Below are 22807 nucleotides of genomic sequence, written 5' to 3'. Positions count from 1 at the left end.
ATGCTTGACGTTTTCCGCAAATGCGAAGACGTCGAATTCTTTCCCACACCAATACAGACCTTGGTGGCAGCCCTGGATTCTCTGGGCCGGTGCTAGGCTTGCCCCGCATGTCAACCACAGGAGGACACGACATGAAGACCTGGACCAAGCCCCAGATGACGGCCGTGGAAGCCGGATTCGAAATCACCCGCTACATGCCGGCGGAAGTGGGCACCTGCGGCCGCAAGAAGTGACCTGATCCATCCATCCCGGGCCCGAACTGCCCGGGACAAGGAGAAAGGGATATCCGGTGAAGGTGCGAATTCTCGGCTCGGCCGCCGGTGGCGGCTTTCCCCAATGGAACTGCAACGCTCCGCTCAGCCGATCAGTGCGGGAAGGCCGGCCCGGATTCCGGGCGAGAACCCAGTCCAGCATCGCGGCCAGCGCCGACGGCCGGGACTGGGTGCTGTTCAATGCTTCACCGGATATTCGCCAGCAGATCGCCGCCACCCCGGAGCTGCATCCCCGTGCAGATGGCCCCTTGCGCCACAGCCCCATTCGCGCCGTGGTGCTGACCAATGCGGATGTGGACCATATCGCGGGCCTGCTGTCCCTGCGCGAAAGCGAACCCTTCGCCCTTTATGCCAGTGAGCGGGTGCTGGCCACCTTGCGCGACAACAGCATCTTCGGCGTGCTGCGCGCCGACGTGGTGGATCGACGCCCCCTGCCCCTCGAAGGCCGGTTGGAACTGGCCGGCCCCGATGGCGCGCCGCTGGGCCTGAGCGTGGAGACCTTCCCCGTTCCCGGCAAGGTGGCGCTCTTTCTGGAAAATGAGGCCGCCGCCGATTTCGGCACGGCGCCCGGCGACACCATGGGCCTGAGCCTCACAAACGGCACTGGCGACGAGAACCCCCTCGTCTATGTTCCCGGCTGCGCCTCCGTTCCGCCGACCCTGCGCAAGCGGCTGGAGGAAGCCGCCTGCCTGCTCTTCGATGGCACCGTATTCCACGACACGGAAATGGCCGACAGCGGCGTCGGCACCAAGACCGGCGCCCGCATGGGCCACATGGCCATTGCCGGGGAGCAGGGGTCCCTCGAAGCCCTGTCCGGCATCGGCGCGGCACGAAAGATCTACGTCCACATCAACACCACCAATCCGATCCTCGACCCGGGATCCGAGGCTGCGGCCCGCGTGCGCGAGGCCGGCTGGGAGATCGGGTTCGACGGCATGGAGATCAGCCTGTGACCCCGCCTGCCACCCTCTCCGCCCTGCAGGGCGACGCCGCCCCGAACCCCTTCTCCCGCCCGGAGGATGTGGGTCCGCAGATCGTCGAGGCGATCCGGGCCGGCCAGCGACTGCTGACGCCGACGGAACTGGAACAGGCCCTGCGGGAAGCCGGTTTCGCGCGCTATCACATTCATCATCCCTTCCACCGCCTGATGAATGCCGGGGACCTCACCCTTGGCCAGATGCAGGCCTGGGCGCTCAACCGCTACTGCTATCAGGCAACCATTCCGAAGAAGGACGCGCTGATCCTCGCCCGGTCCGAAGATCCGGAGTTCCGGCGCGAATGGCGCAAGCGCATCATCGACCATGATGGCGAGGAAAACGGCGAGAAGGATGGCGGCATCCGCCGCTGGCTCAAGCTGGCGGAAGGTCTGGGACTTGACCGCGACATGGTCACCGCCCGGCGCAAGGCGCTTCCCGCCACCCGCTATGCGGTCGGGGCCTATCTGGATCTGGTGACGCAGGGCAGCCTCCTGACCGCCGTGGCCTCCTCGCTCACCGAACTCTTCTCTCCGGTCGCCATCGGTGAACGGGTTCCGGCCATGCTCGCCCGTTACGACTACATCACCGAGGAAACGCTGTCCTATTTCACCCCGCGCCTGCATCAGGCTCCACGCGATGCCGAACACGCGCTGGCCCTCGTCACCCGGTGGGCCGATACGCCAGAGAAGCAGGCCGAGGCGGTCGAGGCGCTTCTGGCCAAATGCGACCTGCTCTGGGCCATGCTCGACGCCCTCCACCACGCCTATGTCAGCCCCGGCCAGATCCCTCCCGGTGCCTTCCGGCCGAAGGACCACCGCACATGACGGGCCCCGCCTCCCGCCATCGGGTCACCCTTCTGAGTTGCCTGCGCCTCGCTCCCCAGGTCCTGCTCCGGCGCGACCGCACACGGGGCCGCTGGATGGTGCTGGCGCCTGAAAAGGTGCTCTGGCCCGATGAGATCAGCGTCGACATCCTGCGCCGCTGCGACGGGAGCGCCACGGTCGCCGAAGTGATCGAGGATCTGGCCTGCGACTATGCCGCGCCGGTCGAGGTGATCGCCCCGGACGTCATCGAATTCCTGCAGGACTGGTGCGACAGGCTGCTTCTGCGCCCGCGCGCGGGACGGTCCCGAAACCCCGGAGCGGCCGATGCGGCACGCCCGGCGGCTTCCTCCGCTGCCCAACGACAGGTGGATCCCCTGCCCTCATCCTTCGCCGAGCTGGACAGGCGGATCGGCGCGCCCCTCGGACTGCTGGCGGAGCTGACCCATCGCTGTCCACTCCAGTGCGGCTACTGCTCCAATCCGCTGGAGCTTCTGAAGGCAAACCGGGAGCTCCCTGACGCGGCGTGGTTGGACATCTTCACCCAGGCCGCCGAGCTCGGGGTGGTGCAGGCTCATCTGTCCGGGGGAGAACCGACCCTGCGCAAGGATCTGGAGGAGATCATCGCCCATCTGGCGCGGCTCGGGGTCTATTCCAATCTCATCACCGCCGGCGTGACCCTGGGTGGCGACCGGCTGGAGCGGCTGGCGGATGCCGGGCTCAATCACGTGCAGATCAGCTTCCAGGGCGCCCATGCGGAGACGACGGAACGGGTCGGCCGCTATCCCGGTGCTCACGCGAAGAAACTGGCGGCGGCCGCTCAGGCGCGGGACCTGGGCCTGCCCTTGACGATCAACGCGCCCATCCATCGCCTGAACATCGACGAAGTCCCGGACTATGTGGCCCTTGCCCTCTCGCTGGGTGCGGACCGGCTCGAGATCGCGAATGTGCAATATTACGGCTGGGCCTGGCTCAACCGCTCGGCGCTGCTGCCCCACCGGGACGATGTATTGCGACAGGTGGACTATGTGGAGAAGATCCGCCGCGATCTGACCGGGGTTCTCGCCATCGATTTCGTGACGCCGGACTATTACGCCGATTATCCCAAGCCCTGCATGGGCGGCTGGGGAGCGGATGCCTTCGCGCTCACTCCCGACGGCACCATGCTGCCGTGCCATGCCGCGCAGACCATCACGTCCATGCGCTTCGAGAACGCGACGCGCATGCCGGTTCGCGATATCTGGGAGCGATCGGAGGCGTTCAACCGCTTTCGGGGTCTCGACTGGATGCCGGAGCCCTGCCGGAGTTGCGAGCGCAAGGAGCAGGACTTCGGCGGCTGCCGGTGTCAGGCCTTCGCCATGACGGGCAATGCGGCGGCCACCGATCCGGTCTGCATCAAGTCCCCCCATCACGCCGACCTGCGGCAATTGCCGCCGCGCCAAGAGATCCGCCCGCGGGTGATCGGGGCCGCCCGCGAGCTTGTCTGAAGGATCGTCGGCCTGTAGCGGACGGCTCAGGCCTCTTCGGCCGCGCCCACATCCGTTTCCGTGGTGTGGAAGACCTGGGTCTCCGGATCCATGACGCGCAACTCGCCCGAGCCGATGTCGAACCAAGCACCGTGGATGGACAGGCTGCCCGCCTCGAGCTCTTCCTTCACGAAGGGGAAGGTCTCCAGGTTCTTCAGGGACTGGCGCACGCCGGCATATTCCATGGCCAGCTGCGGATCATCCAGCTTGTCGACGGGCATGCAGGCCATGGCAATCGCCGCCGGTTCCAGCAGCTTGATCCAGCGGCCGATGAAGTCGCCCTTCAGCGTCGGCGCATTGGCGTTCTCGCGGAAAGCCTGGACGCCGCCGCACTTGGCATGGCCCATGACGACGATGTGCTTCACCTTGAGCGCGCGCACCGCATATTCGATGGCGGCACTCGTGCCGTGCAGACCGCTGTCCTCCTCGCAGGGCGGCACGAGATTGGCAACGTTGCGGAAGACGAAGAGTTCGCCCGGCCCGGCATGGAAGATGCCTTCCGGCGTGACCCGGCTGTCGCAGCAGGAAATGACCATCACCTGCGGCTTCTGGCCGTAGATTGCCAGATGCTCGTGGGTCTCCTTGTAGCGGACGAACCCCTTCTGGAGATAGCGGCCGTATCCTGCAATCAGATCGCTTGGAAAGTTCAAGAGCTTGCCTCCGGCATACTGCACATTCGGGAACATCAGGCTGCCTTATAGAAAATAAAGCAGCCCATGCCTAGCACACCGCCGGGAGGCTTTTCGTCTAGAACCGCTCTGCGCGCAGGACTTCGCAGTCGCTGACGCTGACCACGCCGATGTGCCGGTTCACCACCTTGAAGGCGGCCTCCAGCAGGCCATCCAGCCGCTCGGGCCGCACGATGCTGATGACGGCGACCATGCCGCCAGCCCGCGAGACCTGCCCCTCCCGGCTCCATCGGCCCGAGCGCCCGCTGCCCCCGAGCACCGGCAGCACGGTGAAGCCGGTGACGCCCGCAGCCTCCAGCGCATCGGTCAGGCGTCCTTCCATCGGTGCCTCGATGATGATTTCGACCCGTTTGGCCTTGTTGGTTTCCATGGTTCAGCTCCCGGCGAGGCTGGCCAGCGTCAGATAGAGCGGCACGCCAAGTGTGAGGTTGAAGGGGAAGGTGATCCCGAGGGACATGGTGAGATAGACGGACGGATTGGCTTCCGGCAGGGCCACGCGCATGGCCGCCGGAACGGCGATGTAGGACGCCGAAGCGCACAGGGTCATGAGCAGCACACTGCCGCCGACCGACAGGCCGATCGGCAGGCTGGCGCCAAGACCGAGCAAGCTGCCAAGCACCGGCATGACGACCCCGAAGGCGACCAGTCCGGGTTTCAGCACGTCACGGGCCGAGCGCAGGCCGCGACCGGCCACCAGCCCCATGTCGAGCAGGAAGAGGCAGAGCACGCCCTTGAAGGGCGAGACGATGAAGCTCTCGATTTCCTTCAGCCCGTTCTTGCCCGTGATCATGCCGATCACGAAGGATCCGACCAGAAGCACGATCGAGCCATTGAGCAGGATCTCGCGCAGGAGTCCCTCGCGTTCTCCGGTGCTGTCGCCAGCAACCGCGCCATAGCGGGCGACGAGCCAGAGGGCGGAGAGGATGGCGGGTGCTTCCATGGCGGCGGCGGTTGCCACCATGTAGCCCTCGCTGGCAAGGCCCTGGCTCTGCAGCACCGATGTCGCCGCCACGAAGGTGACGATGGAGATCGAGCCGTAGTGACCGGCCACCGCCGCCGCGTCGATGACGCTCAGGCGCGTCATGACCCGCAGGAGGCCGAAGGCAATCAGCGGAATGGCAAAGGACAGGACCACCCCCGCCAGCAGCGTCGTGATCAGCATCCGGTCGACACCGTGATCGCTGACAGCGACACCGCCCTTGAAGCCGATGGCGAAGAGCAGATAGATCGACAGGGCCTTGGCAGCCGCCTCCGGCACCGACAGATCGGAGCGCAGGAAGGAGGCAGCCAGACCGAGTACGAAGAAGAGGATGATGGGCGACAAGAGGTTGTTCACCGCAAGGGTGACGATTGTCTCGAGCAAGATGACCCCCGTGGAGCTGCGCTCCCGTTTCGTTTTCGACTGTATCCCGCGCGCTCAAGATGAACGGGGAAAGGCCTTCGGTCCTGCAAGGATCTGCGCACAGCGCATCGATGCCGACCGAAGCTGGAGGCAGACTTGGAACCGGTCAGACGGATTTCAAGGGGATGGCCTCGGGAAAATACTTAGAAAACCACAGGGTGTACTACAAACCGCGCGTCATCGGCGCAGGCGACGCCTCGCTTCGCCCGAAGGTTGCTTGAAGATGCCTTACGTGGCGATGTTCAGCCGATGCGGGGGCTCCTGTGCGGGATGGTCCTCATAGGCGTGACGGACAAGCCCGGACGGCATGCTGGCCTCCCCGCTCTCGTCGCTTGCCGCCGGTTCGTCATCGCTCCTACGCGGCGGTTCCGCTACATCGCCCCCGACATCTTGCCCAGTCTCTTGCCCAGCCTCTGGAGCCGCGTCTGCCGCTGCCGAAGGAGATGCGGACGGCGACAGGGGCGGCGGGGCGGGCACATGATGAAGCGCGGCCACGCCCAGGCTTACATAGGCGCTGACACTGTCCAGCCGGTGGTCCTCTTCCAGATGATCGATGACGAAAGCCGCCTCCTCGGGCGCATCGCTCTCCGGCGCAGGTTTCTCTGCGGGCTCCGCGTCGAAGCGCTCACCAGAGCCCTGCTGCTTTCTCTCGCCATGGCTCTCCCCATCGCCCTCCCTTTGGCGCCGGCGTTCCCGGTCCCGGGGATATTCGGTGGCGTGAGGCACGGCCTGCGAATGAATCGGTCTTTCGATGGTGTCTGGCATGAGGGCCTCCTGGCCTTCGTGGCAAAGGCACCCTTCTGGGCACAGTTCCACGGTGGCGCAGAAAGATTAACAAAGAATTAGGCTTCGTAAAGAAGCGTTAACCCTGCCATGTCCACTGCGGCCAAAGAAAAAGGCGGGCCTTACGGCCCGCCTCTCTCATGGTCTCTTGCGTCAGATCCGAAGGATCATGCGCTTTCCTTGTTGGCTGCACGCTCGGCGCGCTTGCGCTCATGCGGATCCAGCAGGGTCTTGCGCAGACGGATGGAGGTCGGGGTCACTTCGACCAGCTCGTCGTCGGCGATGTAGGACAGGGCGCCTTCCAGCGACAGCTTGATCGGCGTGGTCAGACGCACGGCGTCGTCCTTGCCGGCCGAGCGGATGTTGGTCAGCTGCTTGCCCTTCAGCACGTTCACTTCCAGGTCGTTGCCACGGGTGTGCTCGCCGATGATCATGCCCGGATAGACCTTGGTGCCCGGCTCGATCATCATCGGGCCGCGATCTTCCAGGTTGAACAGGGCATAGGCCACCGCTTCACCGGAACCGTTGGACAGCAGAACGCCGGTGTGACGGCCCTGGATCGGACCCTTGTACGGCTGGTAGCTGTGGAACAGGCGGTTGAAGATGGCCGAACCACGGGTGTCGGACATCAGCTCGGCCTGATAGCCGATCAGGCCACGGGTCGGAGCATGGAACACCAGACGGGTGCGGCCACCGCCGGACGGCTTCATTTCCAGAAGGTCGGCCTTGCGTTCCTGCAGCTTCTGCACGACGGCACCGGAGAACTCCTCATCCACGTCGATGATGACTTCTTCGATCGGCTCCAGACGGTTGCCATCCGCGTCTTCCTGATAGACCACGCGCGGACGACCGACGCCCAGCTCGAAGCCTTCGCGGCGCATGTTTTCGATCAGGATCGACAGCAGCAGTTCGCCACGGCCCGACACGATGAACGCATCCGGCTCGTCGGTTTCTTCCACCTTGAGCGCCACGTTGCCTTCTGCTTCCTTGAGCAGTCGCTCGCGGATCACGCGGGACTGCACCTTGGTGCCTTCGGTGCCGGCCAGCGGGCTGTCGTTGACGCGGAAGGTCATGGACAGGGTGGGCGGATCGATCGGCTGGGCCTGAAGCGCTTCGCTCACGTCGGTGGCGCAGAGCGTGTCGGCCACGGTGGCCTTGGTCAGGCCGGCAATGGCGACGATGTCGCCCGCTTCACCGCTCTCGATCGGCTGACGCTCGAGACCACGGAAGGCGAGGATCTTGGAGACGCGGCCGGTTTCGATCAGCTTGCCATCGCGGGACAGGGCCTTGATGGCCATGTTCGGGGTGGCCTGACCGGACACGATGCGACCGGTGAGGATGCGGCCCAGGAACGGATCGGATTCGATCGTCGTCGCCAGCATCTTGAAGGAGCCCGGTTCGGACGCCGGAGCCGGCACCTTGTTGAGAACCATTTCGAAGAGCGGAGCCATGCTGTCCTTCGGGCCTTCCGGCTCGGTGGACATCCACTCCTGCTTGGCGGAGCCGTAGAGGACCGGGAAGTCGAGCTGATCTTCGTTGGCGTCCAGCGAGGCGAACAGATCGAAGACCTCGTCGAGAACTTCGTCGGCGCGCTGTTCCGGCTTGTCGATCTTGTTGATGGCGACGATCGGCTTCAGGCCGAGCTTCAGGGCCTTACCGAGCACGAACTTGGTCTGCGGCATCGGGCCTTCGGCAGCGTCAACCAGCAGGATCACGCCGTCGACCATGTGCAGGATACGTTCCACTTCGCCGCCGAAGTCGGCGTGGCCCGGGGTATCCACGATGTTGATGCGGGTGTTGTTCCACTCCAGCGAGGTCACCTTGGCGAGAATGGTGATGCCACGCTCGCGTTCGATGTCGTTGCTGTCCATCATCCGCTCGCCGGTCCGTTGGTTGTCGCGGAAAGCGCCGGACTTCTTCAGAAGCACGTCGATGAGGGTCGTCTTGCCATGGTCGACGTGTGCGATGATGGCGATATTGCGCAGGTTCATAAGTCTAGGCTCCAAAAGACACGCGCGGGCCTTCTGATCAGAAAAGGGCCCGCGTGACATGCCTTGGCTTGAATCGCATGAGGTTACGGTCCGGAACCAAAGCGCAGAGTCCCGAAGCCGAATTTGCGCCCTGTATACGCGTGCGACCTGATTTGTGCAATGCGGCGCATCGCGGTTTCCTTGACATGGTTAGGACCCCGCCCTAAAGAGATAAGGAATCCTTACTTTATCCGGGTACCCATGCCTGCAAGAGAAGCCACCAACGCCGTCACCCTGACGATTGTCGACATTTCGCGTCTGCTGCGCCGCCGGTTCGAACGGCGCCTGACGAGCATCGACACGGGCCTGACGGTCGCGGAAGCCCGCGCCCTTGCCTTCGTCTGGCGAAATCCCAACCTGCGCCAGGCCGCCCTTGCCGAACGGATGGGCGTCGAGCCCATGACCGTCGTCGGCTATCTCGACGGGCTGGAGCGGGCCGGACTGGTGGAGCGCACCGTCGACCCGACCGACCGCCGCGCCAAGCTCGTCAATCTCTCCCCCACGGCCGGGCCTGTGGTCCACGACATTGCCGGCGTGATCTTCGATCTGCGCGACGAGGCCCTTCAGGGCATTCCCGAAGAGCATCAGGAGCTGCTGACCGAGCTGCTGGAAAAGATGAAGCATAACCTCTGCGTGGCCGACGCCGAAGAATGAGCGAAACCGCCGCGCCGTTGCCGCAACTCATGAGCGCCCGCCGCACGACCCTGCTCGGCGCGGCTCTCGTGGCCATCGGCCCGCTGACCATGGCGCTTTATACGCCCGCCATGCCGGCGCTTACCGCGGAACTCGGCACCACCGACGCGATGGTGAAGCTCACGCTCACCGCCTATTTTGCGGGCTTTGCCCTGACGCAGCTCGTCAGCGGACCGCTCACCGATGCCTTCGGCCGCAAGCCCGTCACCCTCGCCTTTCTGCTGCTCTATCTGGCCTCTTCCATGCTGGCGACCTTTGCTCCGACGGTCGACTGGCTGATCATCGCCCGCGTGTTGCAGGGGATCGGCGCCGCCGTCGGCATCACCGTGTCCCGCGCCATCGTCCGCGACCAGTACACCGGACAGACCTCGGCCCAGATCATGAACACCATCGGCACCATGCTGGCCCTGGCGCCGGCCGTCTCGCCGACCATCGGCGGGCTGATCCTGGAATTCTTCGGCTGGCACCAGATCTTCTACGCCATGATCGTCTATGGCGCGACGCTCGCCCTGGCGGTGCTGCTGTTCCAGAGGGAAACCAACACCGCCCGCGACCGCAGCCACATCCGGCCCGGCAAGGTCCTGCGCAACTACATGACCCTGTTGCGGGATCCCCGCTACATGGCGCCCACCCTCGTCATCGGCCTGGGCCTCGGCAACATCTACGCCCTCGCCACCGTGCAGGCCTTCATCCTGGTGAACGTGGTTGGCCTCAGCCCCTCGCAATATGGCCTCGGCATGATGCTGCAATCCGTCAGCTTCATGAGCGGCACCCTGGTGACCGGCCGCCTGCTGAAGCGGATGGATGCCTCGAAGTTGCTGCTGCCAGGCATGGCCGGCGTCCTTCTGGCCTGCCTGCTCATTGCCACCCTGACCCGGATCTTCGAGCCGACCTATCTGCTGGTCATGGGACCGACGGCGCTCTTTGTCTTCTTCATCGCCCTGCTCATGCCCTCCACCTTCACGGCGGCGCTCATGCCCTTCCCTCACATGGCCGGGGCGGCCTCCTCGCTGATGGGCTTCTTTCAGTTCGGCAGCGGCATCGTCGGCAGCCTGGCGATTGCCGCCCTCGGCGATCCGGTTCTCGGAATGACCACCGTGACCGCGGTGCTCCCGCTGATCGGCATCGCGGGATATCTCCTCCTGCGGCGGCGCGCGGTCGACCTTGCCGACGCCAGCTGACCGGCCGGCAGGCCAAAGCGGATCATTTCCACCTGCGGCCGCCGCTGCGTCTTGACCTCCTCCCGGAAACCCGGCATCACCCGCCACATGTCCGCCTGGCCGGACCGCGACGACGAGGACCCTCCCATGCCTGCCTGCACCGCCTATGAGCTGCCCGGCTCCATGCCGCCCGGCCGGGCCCATGTGATGGGCATCCTGAACGTGACCCCGGATTCCTTCTCCGACGGCGGGCGCCACGACAGCGGGCAAGCTGCCCTCGACCATGCACGCAGGATGATCGCCGAGGGCGCGGACATTCTCGACATTGGCGGTGAAAGCACCAGACCGGGCGCCCCCGTCGTCAGCCCCGAGGACGAATGGGCCCGCCTTGCCCCTGTCCTGCCGGCCGTCTGCGCGCTCGGCGTTCCGGTTTCCATCGACACCTACAAGGCGGAGATCGCCCGGCGTGCCTGTGCCGCCGGTGCCGTGATCGTCAATGACGTCTGGGGTCTGCAAAAGGATCCAGAGATGGCCGACGCGGTCGCGGAGGCCGGCGTTCACGTGGTCATGATGCACAACCGACTGGAGACTGACCCTCATCTCGACGTGATGAGCGACATTCACCGGTTCTTCGAGCGCTCCATGGAGCTGGCCGGCAGGGCCGGCATTGCGCGCGAGCGCCAGATTCTCGACCCGGGCTACGGCTTCGGCAAGACCATGGACCAGAATTTCGTGATCCTGAACCGGCAGGACGACCTTGGCCGCCACGGCCTTCCGATCCTGGCCGGCGCCTCGCGCAAGCGCATGATCGGCGCGGCACTGGACGCCGAAGTCGGAGACCGGCTCTTCGGCTCCCTCGCCTTCCACCTTCTGGCCGTGGAGCGCGGCGCCGCGATTGTCCGCGTGCACGACGTGAAGCCCCATGCCGATGCGGTGCGCATTCAGGCCGCCATGCGCCGCGAGAGGATTGTTCCGTGACTTCCAGACCCTCCGTTCGGGCCGCGCTCGGCCTCGGATCCAATCTGGGCGACACCCGCCGGAACCTGGACGAGGCCCTGCGCCGCCTTCAGGCCACGCCGGGTCTGCGGCTGATTGCCCGCTCGTCCGACTACCGGACGCCGCCCTGGGGCCCCGTGCCGCAGGATGACTACCGCAATGCCTGCGTGGTCATCGAGACCGAGCTTGGCCCCCGCGATCTGCTGGACCGGTGTCTGGCCGTCGAAAAGGAGCTGGGCCGGGTGCGCGACATCCGCTGGGGCCCCCGGATCATCGACATCGACGTTCTGATCTACGGACTGGAAAGGCTCGACGAGGACCACCTCACCCTGCCCCATCCCCGCATGGGCGAGCGCGCCTTCGTTCTGGTGCCCCTGGCCGAGATCTGGCCGGACGCGCCGCTGGGCGACGGGCGAACCGCCCATGAAGCCTTGGGCCACTGCCCCGATCAGGATCAGATCGTCCGTCTGGACGACTGAGCAAACGGTCGATACATGCGAAAAGGCCGCCCCGGATGGGAGCGGCCTTGAAGGGCGTCAGTTCAGGACGACCAGCCCCGCATTCAGATAGGTCGCGAAGCTGACCCAGCCGAGATAGGGCAGGAACAGCGCCGCCGCGACCATATCCCGCGACCAGCGATTGCCGATGAAGGCCAGGATCGACACCCACATGGCCAGGATCACGACCAGGCCGCAGAGCAGGTTGTTCAGCCCGAAGACGATCGGCGACCACATGAAGTTCAGCAGCAGCTGGATCATCCAGAGGCGCATGGCACCCCGGTCTCCGCTCAGCCACGTGCGCCAGCCGGCGATGGCGATCAGCACGTAGAGCGTGGTCCAGGCCGGGCCGAACAGCCAGCCCGGCGGGGTGAAGGCCGGCTTTTCCAGTCCCTGATACCAGGCGCCGGGCATGAACAGAAAGCCGATCGCCAGCCCGCCGCCGACGACAAGGGCGAGAAAGCCCGCAAGGCTCAGCGCCTTTTTCATGTTAATCTCCAGATTTCCTTTGGCAACACAACGGCTTGATGCATGCGTTGGTTCCCTCTCATGGCAGAGATAGGCGCCTCGCGCGCAGGGACAAGCACCACCATCGCGCGAGGGACACGGAAAATTCACCCGAAACGCAAACGGGGCGCCCGAAGGCGCCCCGCTCAATGGGATGGCAATGGTCCGGATCAGGTCCGGTCGCGCTTGGCCAGGGTGCGCAGGCGCAGGGCGTTCAGCTTGATGAAGCCGGCTGCGTCCTTCTGGTCGTAGGCGCCGTGGTCGTCCTCGAAGGTGACCAGAGCGTCGGAATAGAGCGACTTCGGGCTTTCGCGGCCGGTGACGATGACGTTGCCCTTGTAGAGCTTCAGGGTCACTTCGCCTTCGACGTGTTCCTGGCTCTTGTCGATCAGGGCCTGCAGCATCTCGCGCTCCGGAGAGAACCAGAAGCCGAAGTAGATCAGCTCCGCATAACGCGGCATGATCTCGTCCTTCAGGTGGGCTGCACCCCGGTCGAGCGTGATGGATTCCATCGCGCGGTGTGCGGCCAGCAGGATCGTGCCGCCCGGGGTTTCGTAGACGCCGCGGCTCTTCATGCCGACGAAGCGGTTCTCGACCAGGTCGAGACGGCCGATGCCGTTGTCACGGCCATAGTCGTTCAGCTTGGCCAGCAGGTTTGCCGGGGACAGACGCTCACCGTTGATGGAGACCGCGTCACCGCGCTCGAAGCCGATCTTGATGATGGTCGGCTTGTCCGGAGCGGTTTCCGGAGAGATCGTGCGCATATGCACGTATTCCGGAGCCTCGACGGCCGGATCTTCCAGCACCTTGCCCTCGGACGAGGAGTGCAGCAGGTTGGCGTCGACGGAGAACGGAGCCTCGCCCTTCTTGTCCTTGGCAACCGGGATCTGGTGCTTCTCGGCGAAATCCAGCAGGTCGGTACGGGACTTGAAGGACCAGTCGCGCCAGGGGGCGATGATCTTGATGTCCGGGTTCAGCGCATAGGCGGACAGCTCGAAGCGGACCTGGTCGTTGCCCTTGCCGGTCGCGCCATGGGCGATGGCATCGGCACCGGTCTTCTTGGCGATCTCGATCAGGTGCTTGGAGATCAGCGGACGGGCGATCGACGTGCCGAGCAGATAGACGCCTTCATAGACGGCGTTGGCGCGGAACATCGGGAACACGAAGTCACGGACGAATTCTTCACGAACGTCTTCGATGAAGATTTCCTTGATGCCGAGCATCTCGGCCTTCTTGCGTGCCGGTTCCAGTTCCTCGCCCTGGCCCAGGTCGGCGGTGAAGGTCACCACTTCGGCGCCCAGCTCGGTCTGCAGCCACTTCAGGATGATGGAGGTGTCGAGGCCGCCGGAATAGGCAAGCACGACCTTCTTGATGTCACCATGTGCCATGGGAATTCGGTCCGTTCGAGATCAGATGGGGGCGTCGGGCGCCCCTCGTGAAAGTTCGGCGCAATTTAGCTGCACTGGCGCGCGGCGCAAGGGGCGAATGGACGAAATTGCGCCGGTTCTGCCGGCGATGCGACGGCTTACCTCACCCGGCACGAGGCCCTGGGAGCCCATGCCCTCGCTTTGCGCAAGGGCAGTTGCAGGGGATCGGAAATGGCAGCCGGACACCATGGGCGGTGCCCGGTCTCAGGCCGTCACCCTCAGGCGGTCACCGGCTGGCGCGCGCCGTAAGAGGCGAGGAAGACATTCACCGTATCTTCGAGGATCGCGGCAAACTCCGTTTCCGAAATCATCCGCTCCCGGAAGATCTGCGGATAGAAGGCCCGTTCCTTGATCATGCCGAGGAACTGCTCTGCGGCCACGATGGTGTTGGGAATGGAAAGCTTGCCGGCCCGTACACCGCCTTCCAGGAAGCTGGCGACGATGCGTACCAGATCCATGCGGCGGTTGAGCTTGGCCGTGAGATCGGGGGCGCGCAGCACCTCACCGAGCAGCATGCGCACCATGCTCAGCATTTCGGCATCCAGAAGCAGCTTGCCCTGGGCCCAGCCGAGCCGCAGCAGCTCGTCCTTGGCCGGCTTGTCCGCGTCGAACTCGATGCACAGATTGGCCTTCAGCTTCTCGAACAGGCAGGCATTGATCTGCTGGAACAGGGCTTCCTTGCTCTCGAAGTGATTGTAGACCGTGCGCTTGGAGACCTGCGCCCGTTCCGAAATCCGGTCCATGCTTGCGCCAAGGAAACCCTTTTCCTTGAACTCTGCAATCGCCGCGTCGAGAATTTGCCTGTTCTTCTGTTCTGCCAGTGCCATGCGCCAGATCCGTCTCCAGTTCGAGGAGGATCCCGCAAGACGTAAACCACCACGTCTACGGTTTCATTGCTCCCAGTCTTCAGGTCAACTCCCATGACCTGAATTGGATGCCTCCCATCCGCGCTCACTCTACATGAAACGGTCTGAATAGCAAATTGTAACCAGAGTGTAATTTCGGCAGTTTCGCAAGCATTTGCAATTATCTAGGGCAATTGCCCTTTTCGACGAATGCTTGCCGGGGCGAAACGAAACCTTTCCCTCACGTCAGAGTTAGGGAAAATTTGCCCCGAACCCGACGGGACAGCGCCGCTCCGGTGCCGTCCCATCAATGCCGCAGTGCGGTAAACCTATGAGTTGCGCTCTCTCATCCGCACCACGGCGGCACAGACGACCCCGAAGATGAGATGCCCGACAAGCGATGCCCAGGTAAGCGGAATGAACCCGAGGAAGACAGGCAGACCGGCGATCAGATGCGCCATGACGTAGAGCGCGAAGATCCACAGCCCCACACCAAAGCCGAGACCGACCACCCACCACGGCAGGAAGGGGGTGATGACCCGGGCAATGGGACGGGCGACGAACAGATAGCCCAGCGGATAGGCAACGATCCCGACGAAGCCGTGGATCAGCTCGGCGACGAACCGGCTGCCGAGCCCGAAGACCGATTGCACCAGACCGGCCGGCTCAAGCGGCCCACCGACCCAGAGTGGCGTGAGCAGGCGCGCCCAGACCTCCCAGGCGATGTCGGCCGCAAGACCCGCGACCACGGCGGTGATCAGGGTGCGCACCACGAGGGGCGGGAACAGGGAAGCATGGGGGTCTGCGGCATGGGACAGGGACATCACAGGGTCTCCTCAACCGGCCGCCGATCGGCCGACGTCGTGAGAATGCACCCACTCGCCCCTCCGCACAAATCACGGTTCGCTCAGCCAAAGACACGCTTTCCTCACGGAAAAGGGGACCACCCTCACGCGAGAGTGATCCCCTGATCAAAGGCTCGGCAAGGCCGCAGGCCGACGGATGGTCAGGCAGCGGTGCCGGCGGCGGTGGCCGCGTCGCGATCCTTCTTGCGCATGCGCTCGGAGGCCGACTTCAGCTGGCCGCAGGCGGCAAAGATGTCGCGGCCGCGCGGCGTGCGGATCGGCGAGGCGTAACCGGCCCGGTTGACGATATCGGCGAATTCCTCGATCCGCTCCCAGTCGGAGCAGGCATATTGCGAGCCCGGCCAGGGGTTGAAGGGGATCAGGTTGATCTTCGCCGGAATCCCCTTCAGCAGACGCACCAGCTCCAGCGCGTCCTGATTGCTGTCGTTGATGTCCTTCAGCATCACATATTCGAAGGTGATGCGCTTGGCATTGGACAGGCCCGGATAGTTGCGGCAGGCGTCGAGAAGCTCCTTGATCGGCCACTTCTTGTTGATCGGCACCAGGATATCCCGGTCCTCGTCACGCACCGCATGCAGGGAGATGGCGAGCATGCAGCCGATCTCGTCGCCGGTGCGGAAGATTTCCGGCACGACGCCCGAGGTCGACAGGGTAATGCGGCGCTTCGACAGGGACAGGCCGTCCCCATCGGAGGCGATCAGCAGCGCCTTCTTGACGTTCTCGAAATTGTAGAGCGGCTCGCCCATGCCCATCATCACGATGTTGGTCACCATGCGGCCTTCGCTCGGCACGATCGCGCCCTGGGGCGTGGTCGCGTCGGGGAAGTCGCCGAGCCGGTCACGGGCCATCAGCACCTGAGCGAGGATCTCTTCCGACGTCAGGTTGCGAACCATCTTCTGGGTGCCGGTGTGGCAGAAGGTGCAGGTCAGGGTGCAGCCTACCTGAGAGGAGACGCAAAGCGTGCCGCGCCCCTCTTCCGGAATGTAGACCGTCTCCACCTCGACCGGACGCCCGGCGCCGCGGGCGGGGAAGCGGAACAGCCACTTGCGGGTGCCATCGACGGAAATCTGCTCGTCGACCATTTCCGGACGGGCAATGGAGAAGACCTCGTCGAGCCGTGCCCGAAGATCCTTTGCCACATTGGTCATGTGCGAGAAGTCGGAGACGCCGCGCACATAGAGCCAGTGCCACAGCTGGGACGCACGCATGCGGCGCTGCTTTTCCGGCACATCCACCAGCGCCATCGCCTCGGCCAGCTCCTCGCGGCTCAGGCCGATGAGCGGCGGCTTGTCCTCGCTCATCACCTTGATCGGCTGAGGGGATGCCACGATGGTTTGCGCGTTGGGATTGTCCCGCGCGATGTCGAGCGTCGTCGCCATGTCTGTCTGATCCGTCCAGCGGCCGGCCTCGAACACCCGAGGGACCTGGCCGTCAAAAGTCGCGTTCCTGGTCTGCTGGCTCAAACCGGGCGGGTCGCCTCGCGCATCCGGAGCAACTGTCCGAAGCGTATCGGGAACCGCGTCGATCGGGCCTGCCGGCGCCCGGGCATGCCCGGCGCGTATGACCCCTGCCGCAAACGGCAAATGGCCGACCCAACGGTCAGCCTGTCTTCAGCTCGTCTGAAAACCACAAGCGCGGGGAAAAATCAAGGGATCCGCCCCGGTGCAGGCCGCATGGCTGCCATGACCGGACAAGCGAAGGGGCTCTCCCGCCGACCTACCGGCATGGAAAGCCCCTTCGGATCCGTCGCAGGGTCGCCTTACTTGCAGGCGTTTTCCGCGGTGGTGATCGCAGCGGTGATCCCCGACAGCGAGAAGGCGTAGCTGGTCTTGGTGCCGCGCTGGCTCTCGCCTTCCACGTTCATCTCGCGACCGGCCTTCATGGCGGCAATCAGTTGGGCCTCGGTGGCCGCATTGTCGATCCACGCGCCGTCGTTCTTGGAGAACATGTTGAATTTCTTGCCATCCACGTCCACCACGACCGGCGCACCATCCTTGAAGGGGTAGCCCACGAGGAAACTCGGCTCTTCCTTCACGCCTTCGCCCGGACGGGTCGACACGAAGAAGAACACATCGCCATGGTTACGATCGCCGGGCAGCATCTTCGTCGGAACGGAGAGCGCGTAACACACCTTGCCATTGCTGCCGGCATGGGCGAATGCGAACCAGTCCTTGTGCTTTTCCAAGAGCTTTGCGTCTTGGGCAGAAGCCGCTGCACCAGATACCAGAAGGCCGAGAAGGCCTGCCATCAGCGTTTTTGCTTGCATCATCTCCACACCGTTTAGGGTTGCGAATGCCTTGCACATTCTTGATAAAATGCCCTTCGGCACATAAACCTTGCTTTAAGGTTACTGGGCGTCGGTTACGAAAGGGTTGAGACGGAGGCCCTTTCGGCGCAATTCCCATCCGCAAATCACGCTGCCCGACGCGGCAACTCAAGAGCCACGCTGAAGCTATAAATTGGACGACAGTGTGGCATCCGCCCTTCCGAAATCCGCGCAAGCTGATAAGAAGGGCTGGCAAGCATGGAGTTGCACCCCGGTGTCGTCGTATCACTCAGAGCTGATCGTGAAGGTGGCCGAGTCCGCCGACAAGATCGCCTTTGCCGAACTCTTCGATCATTACGCCCCACGTCTCAAAGGCTTTCTCATGCAGAAAGGTGCCGAGGCTGCGCTGGCGGAAGAGATCGTGCAGGACGTGATGACCACCCTGTGGCGCAAGGCGCATCTCTTTGATCCCCGCAAGGCTTCCGCCAGCACATGGCTTTATCGCATCGCCCGCAACCGGCGCATCGACCTGCTGCGGCGCGACCGGTCCGACGAGATTGACGGGGAAGATCCGGCGCTCCAGCCCGAGGCCCCGGCCGATGTGTCCAGTGAGATGGATGCCCGCCTGCGCGAGGAACGGGTGCGCGAGGCGTTGCGCTCGCTGCCCCCCGAGCAGGAAGAGGTGATCCGGCTGGCCTTCTTCACCGATCTCAGCCACAGCGAGATCGCCGATCGCATCGGCCTGCCACTGGGCACCGTGAAGTCGCGCATACGCCTGGCCTTCAATCGGCTGCGCGCGACCCTGGAAGCCGACCGGGCCGTCGACGTCGACTGACCGACAGCCCGGAACTCCCCACTCTCAGGTGCCCGGAACGATCCGCCCGGTGCGCGAAATCGGACCGCCGTGCTTGTGCGGCTCGCGCAGGATGGTCGGCGCGCCGGCCGTCAGGGGCCGCTCGTGGTGCTTGCCGTGGACCCGGTGCCGGTCATACATGACAATCGCCCCGGCGGTGGCCACGTTGATGCAGAACTTGGTCGGGATCTTGATCACGTGATCGCACCGCGCCAGCATCTGCGGTGACAGGGAGCCCCGCTCCGGACCGAGAATATAGGCCGCCTGCAACGGATGGCCGAAGCTCGGCAGGTCGATGGCGTCGTCGGTCAGCTCCACTCCCACAAGCTGGCAGCCCTTGGGCAGATCCATCTCGTCGACCGAGTTCCAGGAAAACAGCGGCAGATGGCCGGGGCTCTTGGACGTGTCGGACTTCGGTGACCGGCCCAGCGCCTTGTCCGCATCGACAGTGAAGAAGAAATTGGCGCCGAAAGCGTGCGCCGAACGCATCAGGTTGCCCAGGTTCATCCGTTTGGACAGTCCTTCCGCGCCTACGGCAAAATATCCGCGCATCGCGTTCCGAGCTCCTTGTTGTCATGTCTTGGGGTGTGACGCTTCTTAAGCGGCACCCCGCCACAGGGCAACCCCTCCTACGACTTAAGCGCAAACCGCAGCTGCTTTCCGGATGTCGGGCGCCGTGTTACCAATTCGCAGAATCGACGATGGAAGACTTGAGAGCACGAGGTCGAACTCCGTTGAAAGCCTGTCTCTGCACTGCCTTCGGGCCCGCCTCCACCCTGACCATCGCGGACCTTCCCGACCCCACCCCGGGGGCTGGCGAGGTTCTCGTCCGGGTTCATGCCCTGGCGCTGAATTTCGCCGACACGCTCATCATCCAGGGCAAGTATCAGCATCGCCCGGAGCCGCCATTCATTCCCGCCGGTGAATTTGCAGGCGTTGTGGAAGCCGTCGGGCCGGGCGTCGAAAGCCTCGCCCCCGGCGACCGGGTCATGGGCTACCGGCCCTATGGTGCGGCCTGCGAACTGGTCATCTCCGACGAGGACAGCCTGATCGAGTTGCCCGACGGCCTCGACTTCACGATGGCGGCCGGACTGACGGTGACCTATGGCACGACCCTTCATGCCTTGCGTGACCGAGGCGAGCTGAAACCGGGCGAGCGGGTCGCCGTCCTGGGAGCTTCCGGCGGGGTCGGTCAGGCGGCCGTGGAAATTGCCACGCTGATGGGCGGAGAGGTGATCGCCTGCGCCTCATCCCGGGAGAAGCTGGACTATGCCCGCACCCTGGGGGCGCGCCACACCGTCGACTACTCGACGGAGGACCTGAAGACCGCCCTGAAGACCCTAACCGCCGGCGAGGGCGTCGATGTGGTCTATGATGCCATCGGCGGCGATTATGCCGAGCAGGCGCTGCGCGCCACCGGGTGGCTGGGCCGTTATCTGGTGATCGGCTTTGCAGCCGGAGAGATCCCCCGCCTGCCCCTCAACATCATCATGCTCAAGGGCTGCGACGTGCGCGGTGTCTTCTGGGGCGAGGCCATCGTACGCAATCCGGAAGGTCACCGCGCCAACATGGAGCAGATCCTCTCCTGGGTGCAGGACGGCAGCCTGAAGCCGCACATCCATGCCATCTACCCGCTGGACCGCATTGCCGAAGGCCTGACCGAGCTCTCCGAACGCCGGGTGCGCGGCAAGGTGATCATCACTGTCTAGAGGGAGCCGCCTCCGGCTCCCGGAGCCTCACGCCTCAAACACGGCGATGACAGGCGCGTGGTCGGAGGGCTTCTCCCAGCCGCGTGCATCCCGCAGTACGGAGGTCGAGCGCATCGCCCCTTCAAGGGGCTGCGACACCCAGACGTGATCCAGACGCCGGCCCTTGTCGGCGGCCGACCAGTCCTTCGCGCGATAGCTCCACCAAGTGTAGAGCTTTTCGTCCATGGGCAGGAAGCGGCGCATCATGTCGATCCAGCCGCCGCTCTCGCGCAGCTCTTCGAAGAGCGCACATTCCAGCGGCGTATGGGAGACCACCTTGAGCAGCGCCTTGTGGGACCAGACGTCATGCTCGTAAGGGGCGATGTTCAGGTCTCCGACCAGCACGGCCGGGCGCGCGGTCTCTTCCCCCTTCAGCCAGCCCTTCATCTCGGCCAGGAAGTCGAGCTTGTGCCGGAACTTCGGGTTGATCTCCGGATCCGGCTCGTCGCCCCCTGCCGGCACGTACAAATTATGCACGCGCAGTGGCGCTCCGGCGAACTCCACGTCCACACCCAGGTGACGGCTGTCGCCCATGTCGCAGAAGCCGCGCTTCTCGACATTGGTCAGCGGCCGCTTCGAGACTGTCGCGACCCCGTGATAGCCCTTCTGGCCATGGATCTCGATATGCTCATAACCGGCCTTGCGCAGGGCGCCGAAGGGGAAGTTCGCGTCCGGGCACTTGGTCTCCTGCAGGCAGAGCACATCCGGCTGCACCTCTTCGAGGAACTTCTCGACGATCGGCATGCGCAGGCGCACGGAGTTGATGTTCCAGGTGGCAAGGGTCAGGCGGTCGGACATGAGGTCTCTCGTGCGTCGGATCGGAAACGGGCGAAGCTCGCAGACCCCGGCAATGAGCGGAGCCGCTTCACTCCTTAAAGCCTTGCCCCCCCCTGCGCCAGACCCGGCACGGCAAAAGATGTCCTCTTTTCATTAGGGGCCCCCTCGTCAAACCAATGCCCCTTTTCCATGTTCACTCTTTCGCGATCTCCACGAAGCATTAGGACTTTTGCGGCAGGTTCCGGCCGAACCTTAGTCCTCTCTTAACCAAGCGAGCGCTGTCTTGATCGAAATACTCCGCCAGGTCTGCACAATGGCCGGACTGCTGCTTCTATCTGCCTGTTCCGCCTTTGATTTTCCGGATCCGACCCCCGAGGACTATGCGATCCACGGCATCGACATCTCGAAATACCAGGGCGAAGTTGACTGGGACGCCGCACGTCAGGGCGGGGTCGCCTTCGCCTGGATCAAGGCGACCGAAGGGGGCGACCACTTCGACGAGAAGTTCCTTACCAACTGGTATGGGGCCAAGATGGCCGGCGTTCCACGCGGGGCCTATCACTTCTACTATTTCTGCCGTCCGGTGGAGGAACAGGTCGCCTGGGTGAAGCAGATCGTCCCGCAGGACCCTCAGGCGCTGCCGCTGGTCCTCGACATGGAGTGGAATGGCCATTCCAAGACCTGCCGGATCCAGCCTCCGCGCGAACAGATCCTCCGCGACATGGCCTATTTCCTCGACGAGATCGAGAGACACTATGGCAAGCGCCCGGTGATCTACTCCTCCGTCGACTTCCACCGCGACCGGCTGGTCGGGGCCTTCCAGGACGAACAGTTCTGGCTGCGTTCGGTGGCCGCCCACCCGAGCCGCGTCTATCACCATCGGCCTGACTGGTACTTCTGGCAGTACACCGCCGAAGGACGCGTGCCCGGCATCAAGGGCAACGTGGACCGCAACACCTTCTTCGGCACCAAGTCGCAGTTCCGCGACTGGCTGCAGGGGGAGGATCTGGATCGCTGAGATCCGGTACATGAGCCTTCAGGTGGCGGTGTCCTCACCGGCGTCGCCACCTTTCCCGGCCCCGTCACCGGCACCATCACCGGCCCCTTCCCCCTCGAAGCCGATCAGCAGGCCGGAGAGCGCCGCATTCAGTGCCGCTCGCTGGTCCGGATCCAGCGCCGCCACGAGCCGAGCCTGCGTGGCCACATGCGCCGTGACCGCACGATCGATGAGCGCCATCCCCTCCGGCGTCAGGCAGATCAGGAAACCCCGGCCATCGGTCGGGCTCTTGCGCCGCTCCACCAGCCCCGTCTTGACCAGCTGGTCGATCCGGTTGGTCATCGTGCCCGAGGTGATCATCATCATGGCCGCCAGGTCCGTCGGCGACAGGGCATGCGGCGGCCCCGCCCGAAGCAGCGTGGCCAGCAGGTCGAAACTCGCGGCGTTCAATCCGAATTCGGCAAAGGTCTGGTCCATGGCCCGGGCCATGTGATTGCGCACCCGCGCCATGCGGCCGATGAGCTCCATCGGCGCGGTGTCCAGGTCCGGGCGCTGGCGCGCCCACTGCTCAACAATTCGATCGACGGCATCCATGAGAAAACCGATGCCCGAGATTTATCTTGACGTCAAGACAAACAGAACTATCTTGACCTCAAGATAAATCGCTCGGCAGGA

General features: G+C 64.4%; 25 protein-coding genes. 11 read left to right on the top strand and 14 right to left on the bottom strand.

Annotated elements, in window-relative coordinates:
* Positions 1-131 precede the first annotated feature (131 nt).
* The 4 genes from pqqA to pqqE are packed head-to-tail and all read left to right on the top strand — an operon-like array spanning position 132 to position 3557.
* Entirely contained in the window at positions 132-233 is a 102-nt protein-coding gene (pqqA, locus tag FR728_RS17720; protein ID WP_149894083.1) for a pyrroloquinoline quinone precursor peptide PqqA, read from the top strand.
* A 56-nt stretch (positions 234-289) separates the two neighbouring features.
* The gene (pqqB, locus tag FR728_RS17715) at positions 290-1225 is read left to right on the top strand and encodes a pyrroloquinoline quinone biosynthesis protein PqqB (RefSeq protein WP_149894082.1); all 936 of its coding nucleotides are present in this window, start codon (positions 290-292) and stop codon (positions 1223-1225) included.
* Entirely contained in the window at positions 1222-2073 is an 852-nt protein-coding gene (pqqC, locus tag FR728_RS17710) for a pyrroloquinoline-quinone synthase PqqC (protein ID WP_341872944.1), read from the top strand. The genes pqqB and pqqC overlap by 4 nt, the downstream gene beginning before the upstream one ends.
* On the top strand, positions 2070-3557 hold the full coding sequence (gene pqqE, locus FR728_RS17705; protein ID WP_188318947.1) for a pyrroloquinoline quinone biosynthesis protein PqqE: 1488 nt from the start codon (positions 2070-2072) through the stop codon (positions 3555-3557). Before pqqC ends, pqqE begins: the two co-directional genes overlap by 4 nt.
* A gap of 26 nt (positions 3558-3583) precedes the next feature.
* Here pqqE and FR728_RS17700 read toward each other — a convergent pair whose 3' ends face one another.
* The 5 genes from FR728_RS17700 to typA all read right to left on the bottom strand — a co-directional run bounded on the left by FR728_RS17700 (position 3584) and on the right by typA (position 8461).
* On the bottom strand, positions 3584-4246 hold the full coding sequence (locus FR728_RS17700; RefSeq protein WP_377175527.1) for a carbonic anhydrase: 663 nt from the start codon (positions 4244-4246) through the stop codon (positions 3584-3586).
* A gap of 97 nt (positions 4247-4343) precedes the next feature.
* On the bottom strand, positions 4344-4655 hold the full coding sequence (locus FR728_RS17695; RefSeq protein WP_149894079.1) for a P-II family nitrogen regulator: 312 nt from the start codon (positions 4653-4655) through the stop codon (positions 4344-4346).
* Positions 4656-4658: 3 nt separating this feature from the next.
* Positions 4659-5648, bottom strand: a complete 990-nt coding sequence (locus tag FR728_RS17690) for a sodium-dependent bicarbonate transport family permease (protein WP_149894078.1) — start codon at positions 5646-5648, stop codon at positions 4659-4661.
* A 267-nt stretch (positions 5649-5915) separates the two neighbouring features.
* Positions 5916-6452: a hypothetical protein gene (locus FR728_RS17685; RefSeq protein ID WP_149894077.1), complete on the bottom strand. Its 537-nt coding sequence runs from the start codon at positions 6450-6452 to the stop codon at positions 5916-5918.
* A 185-nt stretch (positions 6453-6637) separates the two neighbouring features.
* Complete coding sequence (typA, locus tag FR728_RS17680; protein ID WP_149894076.1) at positions 6638-8461, bottom strand: translational GTPase TypA; 1824 nt, start codon at positions 8459-8461, stop codon at positions 6638-6640.
* A 240-nt stretch (positions 8462-8701) separates the two neighbouring features.
* Here typA and FR728_RS17675 point away from each other — a divergent pair, with 240 nt between their 5' ends.
* From FR728_RS17675 to folK, 4 genes are all read left to right on the top strand, one after another.
* Positions 8702-9154: a MarR family winged helix-turn-helix transcriptional regulator gene (locus tag FR728_RS17675; protein WP_149894075.1), complete on the top strand. Its 453-nt coding sequence runs from the start codon at positions 8702-8704 to the stop codon at positions 9152-9154.
* On the top strand, positions 9151-10374 hold the full coding sequence (locus tag FR728_RS17670) for a multidrug effflux MFS transporter (protein ID WP_149894074.1): 1224 nt from the start codon (positions 9151-9153) through the stop codon (positions 10372-10374). Before FR728_RS17675 ends, FR728_RS17670 begins: the two co-directional genes overlap by 4 nt.
* Positions 10375-10500: 126 nt before the next feature.
* Positions 10501-11331, top strand: a complete 831-nt coding sequence (folP, locus tag FR728_RS17665; protein ID WP_208998899.1) for a dihydropteroate synthase — start codon at positions 10501-10503, stop codon at positions 11329-11331.
* Positions 11328-11828: a 2-amino-4-hydroxy-6-hydroxymethyldihydropteridine diphosphokinase gene (gene folK / locus FR728_RS17660; protein WP_149894073.1), complete on the top strand. Its 501-nt coding sequence runs from the start codon at positions 11328-11330 to the stop codon at positions 11826-11828. The genes folP and folK overlap by 4 nt, the downstream gene beginning before the upstream one ends.
* Positions 11829-11885: 57 nt before the next feature.
* On the opposite strand, the gene FR728_RS17655 is transcribed toward folK, so the two are convergent.
* The 6 genes from FR728_RS17655 to FR728_RS17630 all read right to left on the bottom strand — a co-directional run bounded on the left by FR728_RS17655 (position 11886) and on the right by FR728_RS17630 (position 17676).
* Positions 11886-12335, bottom strand: a complete 450-nt coding sequence (locus FR728_RS17655) for a TspO/MBR family protein (protein WP_149894072.1) — start codon at positions 12333-12335, stop codon at positions 11886-11888.
* A gap of 188 nt (positions 12336-12523) precedes the next feature.
* Positions 12524-13741, bottom strand: coding sequence for an argininosuccinate synthase (locus FR728_RS17650; protein WP_149894071.1), 1218 nt, complete (start codon positions 13739-13741; stop codon positions 12524-12526).
* 257 nt (positions 13742-13998) lie between these two features.
* Positions 13999-14607: a TetR/AcrR family transcriptional regulator gene (locus tag FR728_RS17645; RefSeq protein WP_149894070.1), complete on the bottom strand. Its 609-nt coding sequence runs from the start codon at positions 14605-14607 to the stop codon at positions 13999-14001.
* 347 nt (positions 14608-14954) lie between these two features.
* Entirely contained in the window at positions 14955-15449 is a 495-nt protein-coding gene (locus FR728_RS17640) for a hypothetical protein (RefSeq protein ID WP_244304733.1), read from the bottom strand.
* Between the two features lie 182 nt (positions 15450-15631).
* Entirely contained in the window at positions 15632-16792 is a 1161-nt protein-coding gene (gene rlmN / locus FR728_RS17635; protein ID WP_244304740.1) for a dual-specificity RNA methyltransferase RlmN, read from the bottom strand.
* Positions 16793-17250: 458 nt separating this feature from the next.
* Positions 17251-17676 carry an invasion associated locus B family protein gene (locus tag FR728_RS17630; protein WP_341872943.1) on the bottom strand — a complete coding sequence of 142 codons (426 nt, stop codon included), beginning with the start codon at positions 17674-17676 and terminating at the stop codon, positions 17251-17253.
* A 355-nt stretch (positions 17677-18031) separates the two neighbouring features.
* Between FR728_RS17630 and FR728_RS17625 the strand changes: the two genes are divergently transcribed.
* On the top strand, positions 18032-18592 hold the full coding sequence (locus tag FR728_RS17625) for a sigma-70 family RNA polymerase sigma factor (protein ID WP_149894068.1): 561 nt from the start codon (positions 18032-18034) through the stop codon (positions 18590-18592).
* A gap of 24 nt (positions 18593-18616) precedes the next feature.
* Here the strand turns inward: FR728_RS17625 and FR728_RS17620 are convergent, their stop codons facing one another.
* Positions 18617-19162, bottom strand: coding sequence for an RNA methyltransferase (locus tag FR728_RS17620; RefSeq protein WP_149894067.1), 546 nt, complete (start codon positions 19160-19162; stop codon positions 18617-18619).
* A gap of 182 nt (positions 19163-19344) precedes the next feature.
* Here FR728_RS17620 and FR728_RS17615 point away from each other — a divergent pair, with 182 nt between their 5' ends.
* Complete coding sequence (locus FR728_RS17615) at positions 19345-20319, top strand: NADPH:quinone oxidoreductase family protein (RefSeq protein ID WP_149894066.1); 975 nt, start codon at positions 19345-19347, stop codon at positions 20317-20319.
* A 27-nt stretch (positions 20320-20346) separates the two neighbouring features.
* Here the strand turns inward: FR728_RS17615 and xth are convergent, their stop codons facing one another.
* Entirely contained in the window at positions 20347-21156 is an 810-nt protein-coding gene (xth, locus tag FR728_RS17610; RefSeq protein WP_149894065.1) for an exodeoxyribonuclease III, read from the bottom strand.
* Between the two features lie 292 nt (positions 21157-21448).
* Here xth and FR728_RS17605 point away from each other — a divergent pair, with 292 nt between their 5' ends.
* Positions 21449-22153, top strand: coding sequence for a glycoside hydrolase family 25 protein (locus FR728_RS17605; protein WP_149894064.1), 705 nt, complete (start codon positions 21449-21451; stop codon positions 22151-22153).
* Positions 22154-22171: 18 nt separating this feature from the next.
* Here FR728_RS17605 and FR728_RS17600 read toward each other — a convergent pair whose 3' ends face one another.
* Positions 22172-22726: a MarR family winged helix-turn-helix transcriptional regulator gene (locus FR728_RS17600; protein WP_149894063.1), complete on the bottom strand. Its 555-nt coding sequence runs from the start codon at positions 22724-22726 to the stop codon at positions 22172-22174.
* Between the last annotated feature and the right edge of the window lie 81 nt (positions 22727-22807).

The organism is Roseibium aestuarii (assembly GCF_008477545.1).
In the GTDB taxonomy this organism is placed as follows: domain Bacteria; phylum Pseudomonadota; class Alphaproteobacteria; order Rhizobiales; family Stappiaceae; genus Roseibium; species Roseibium aestuarii.
This window is presented reverse-complemented; position numbering and strand designations above follow the sequence as displayed.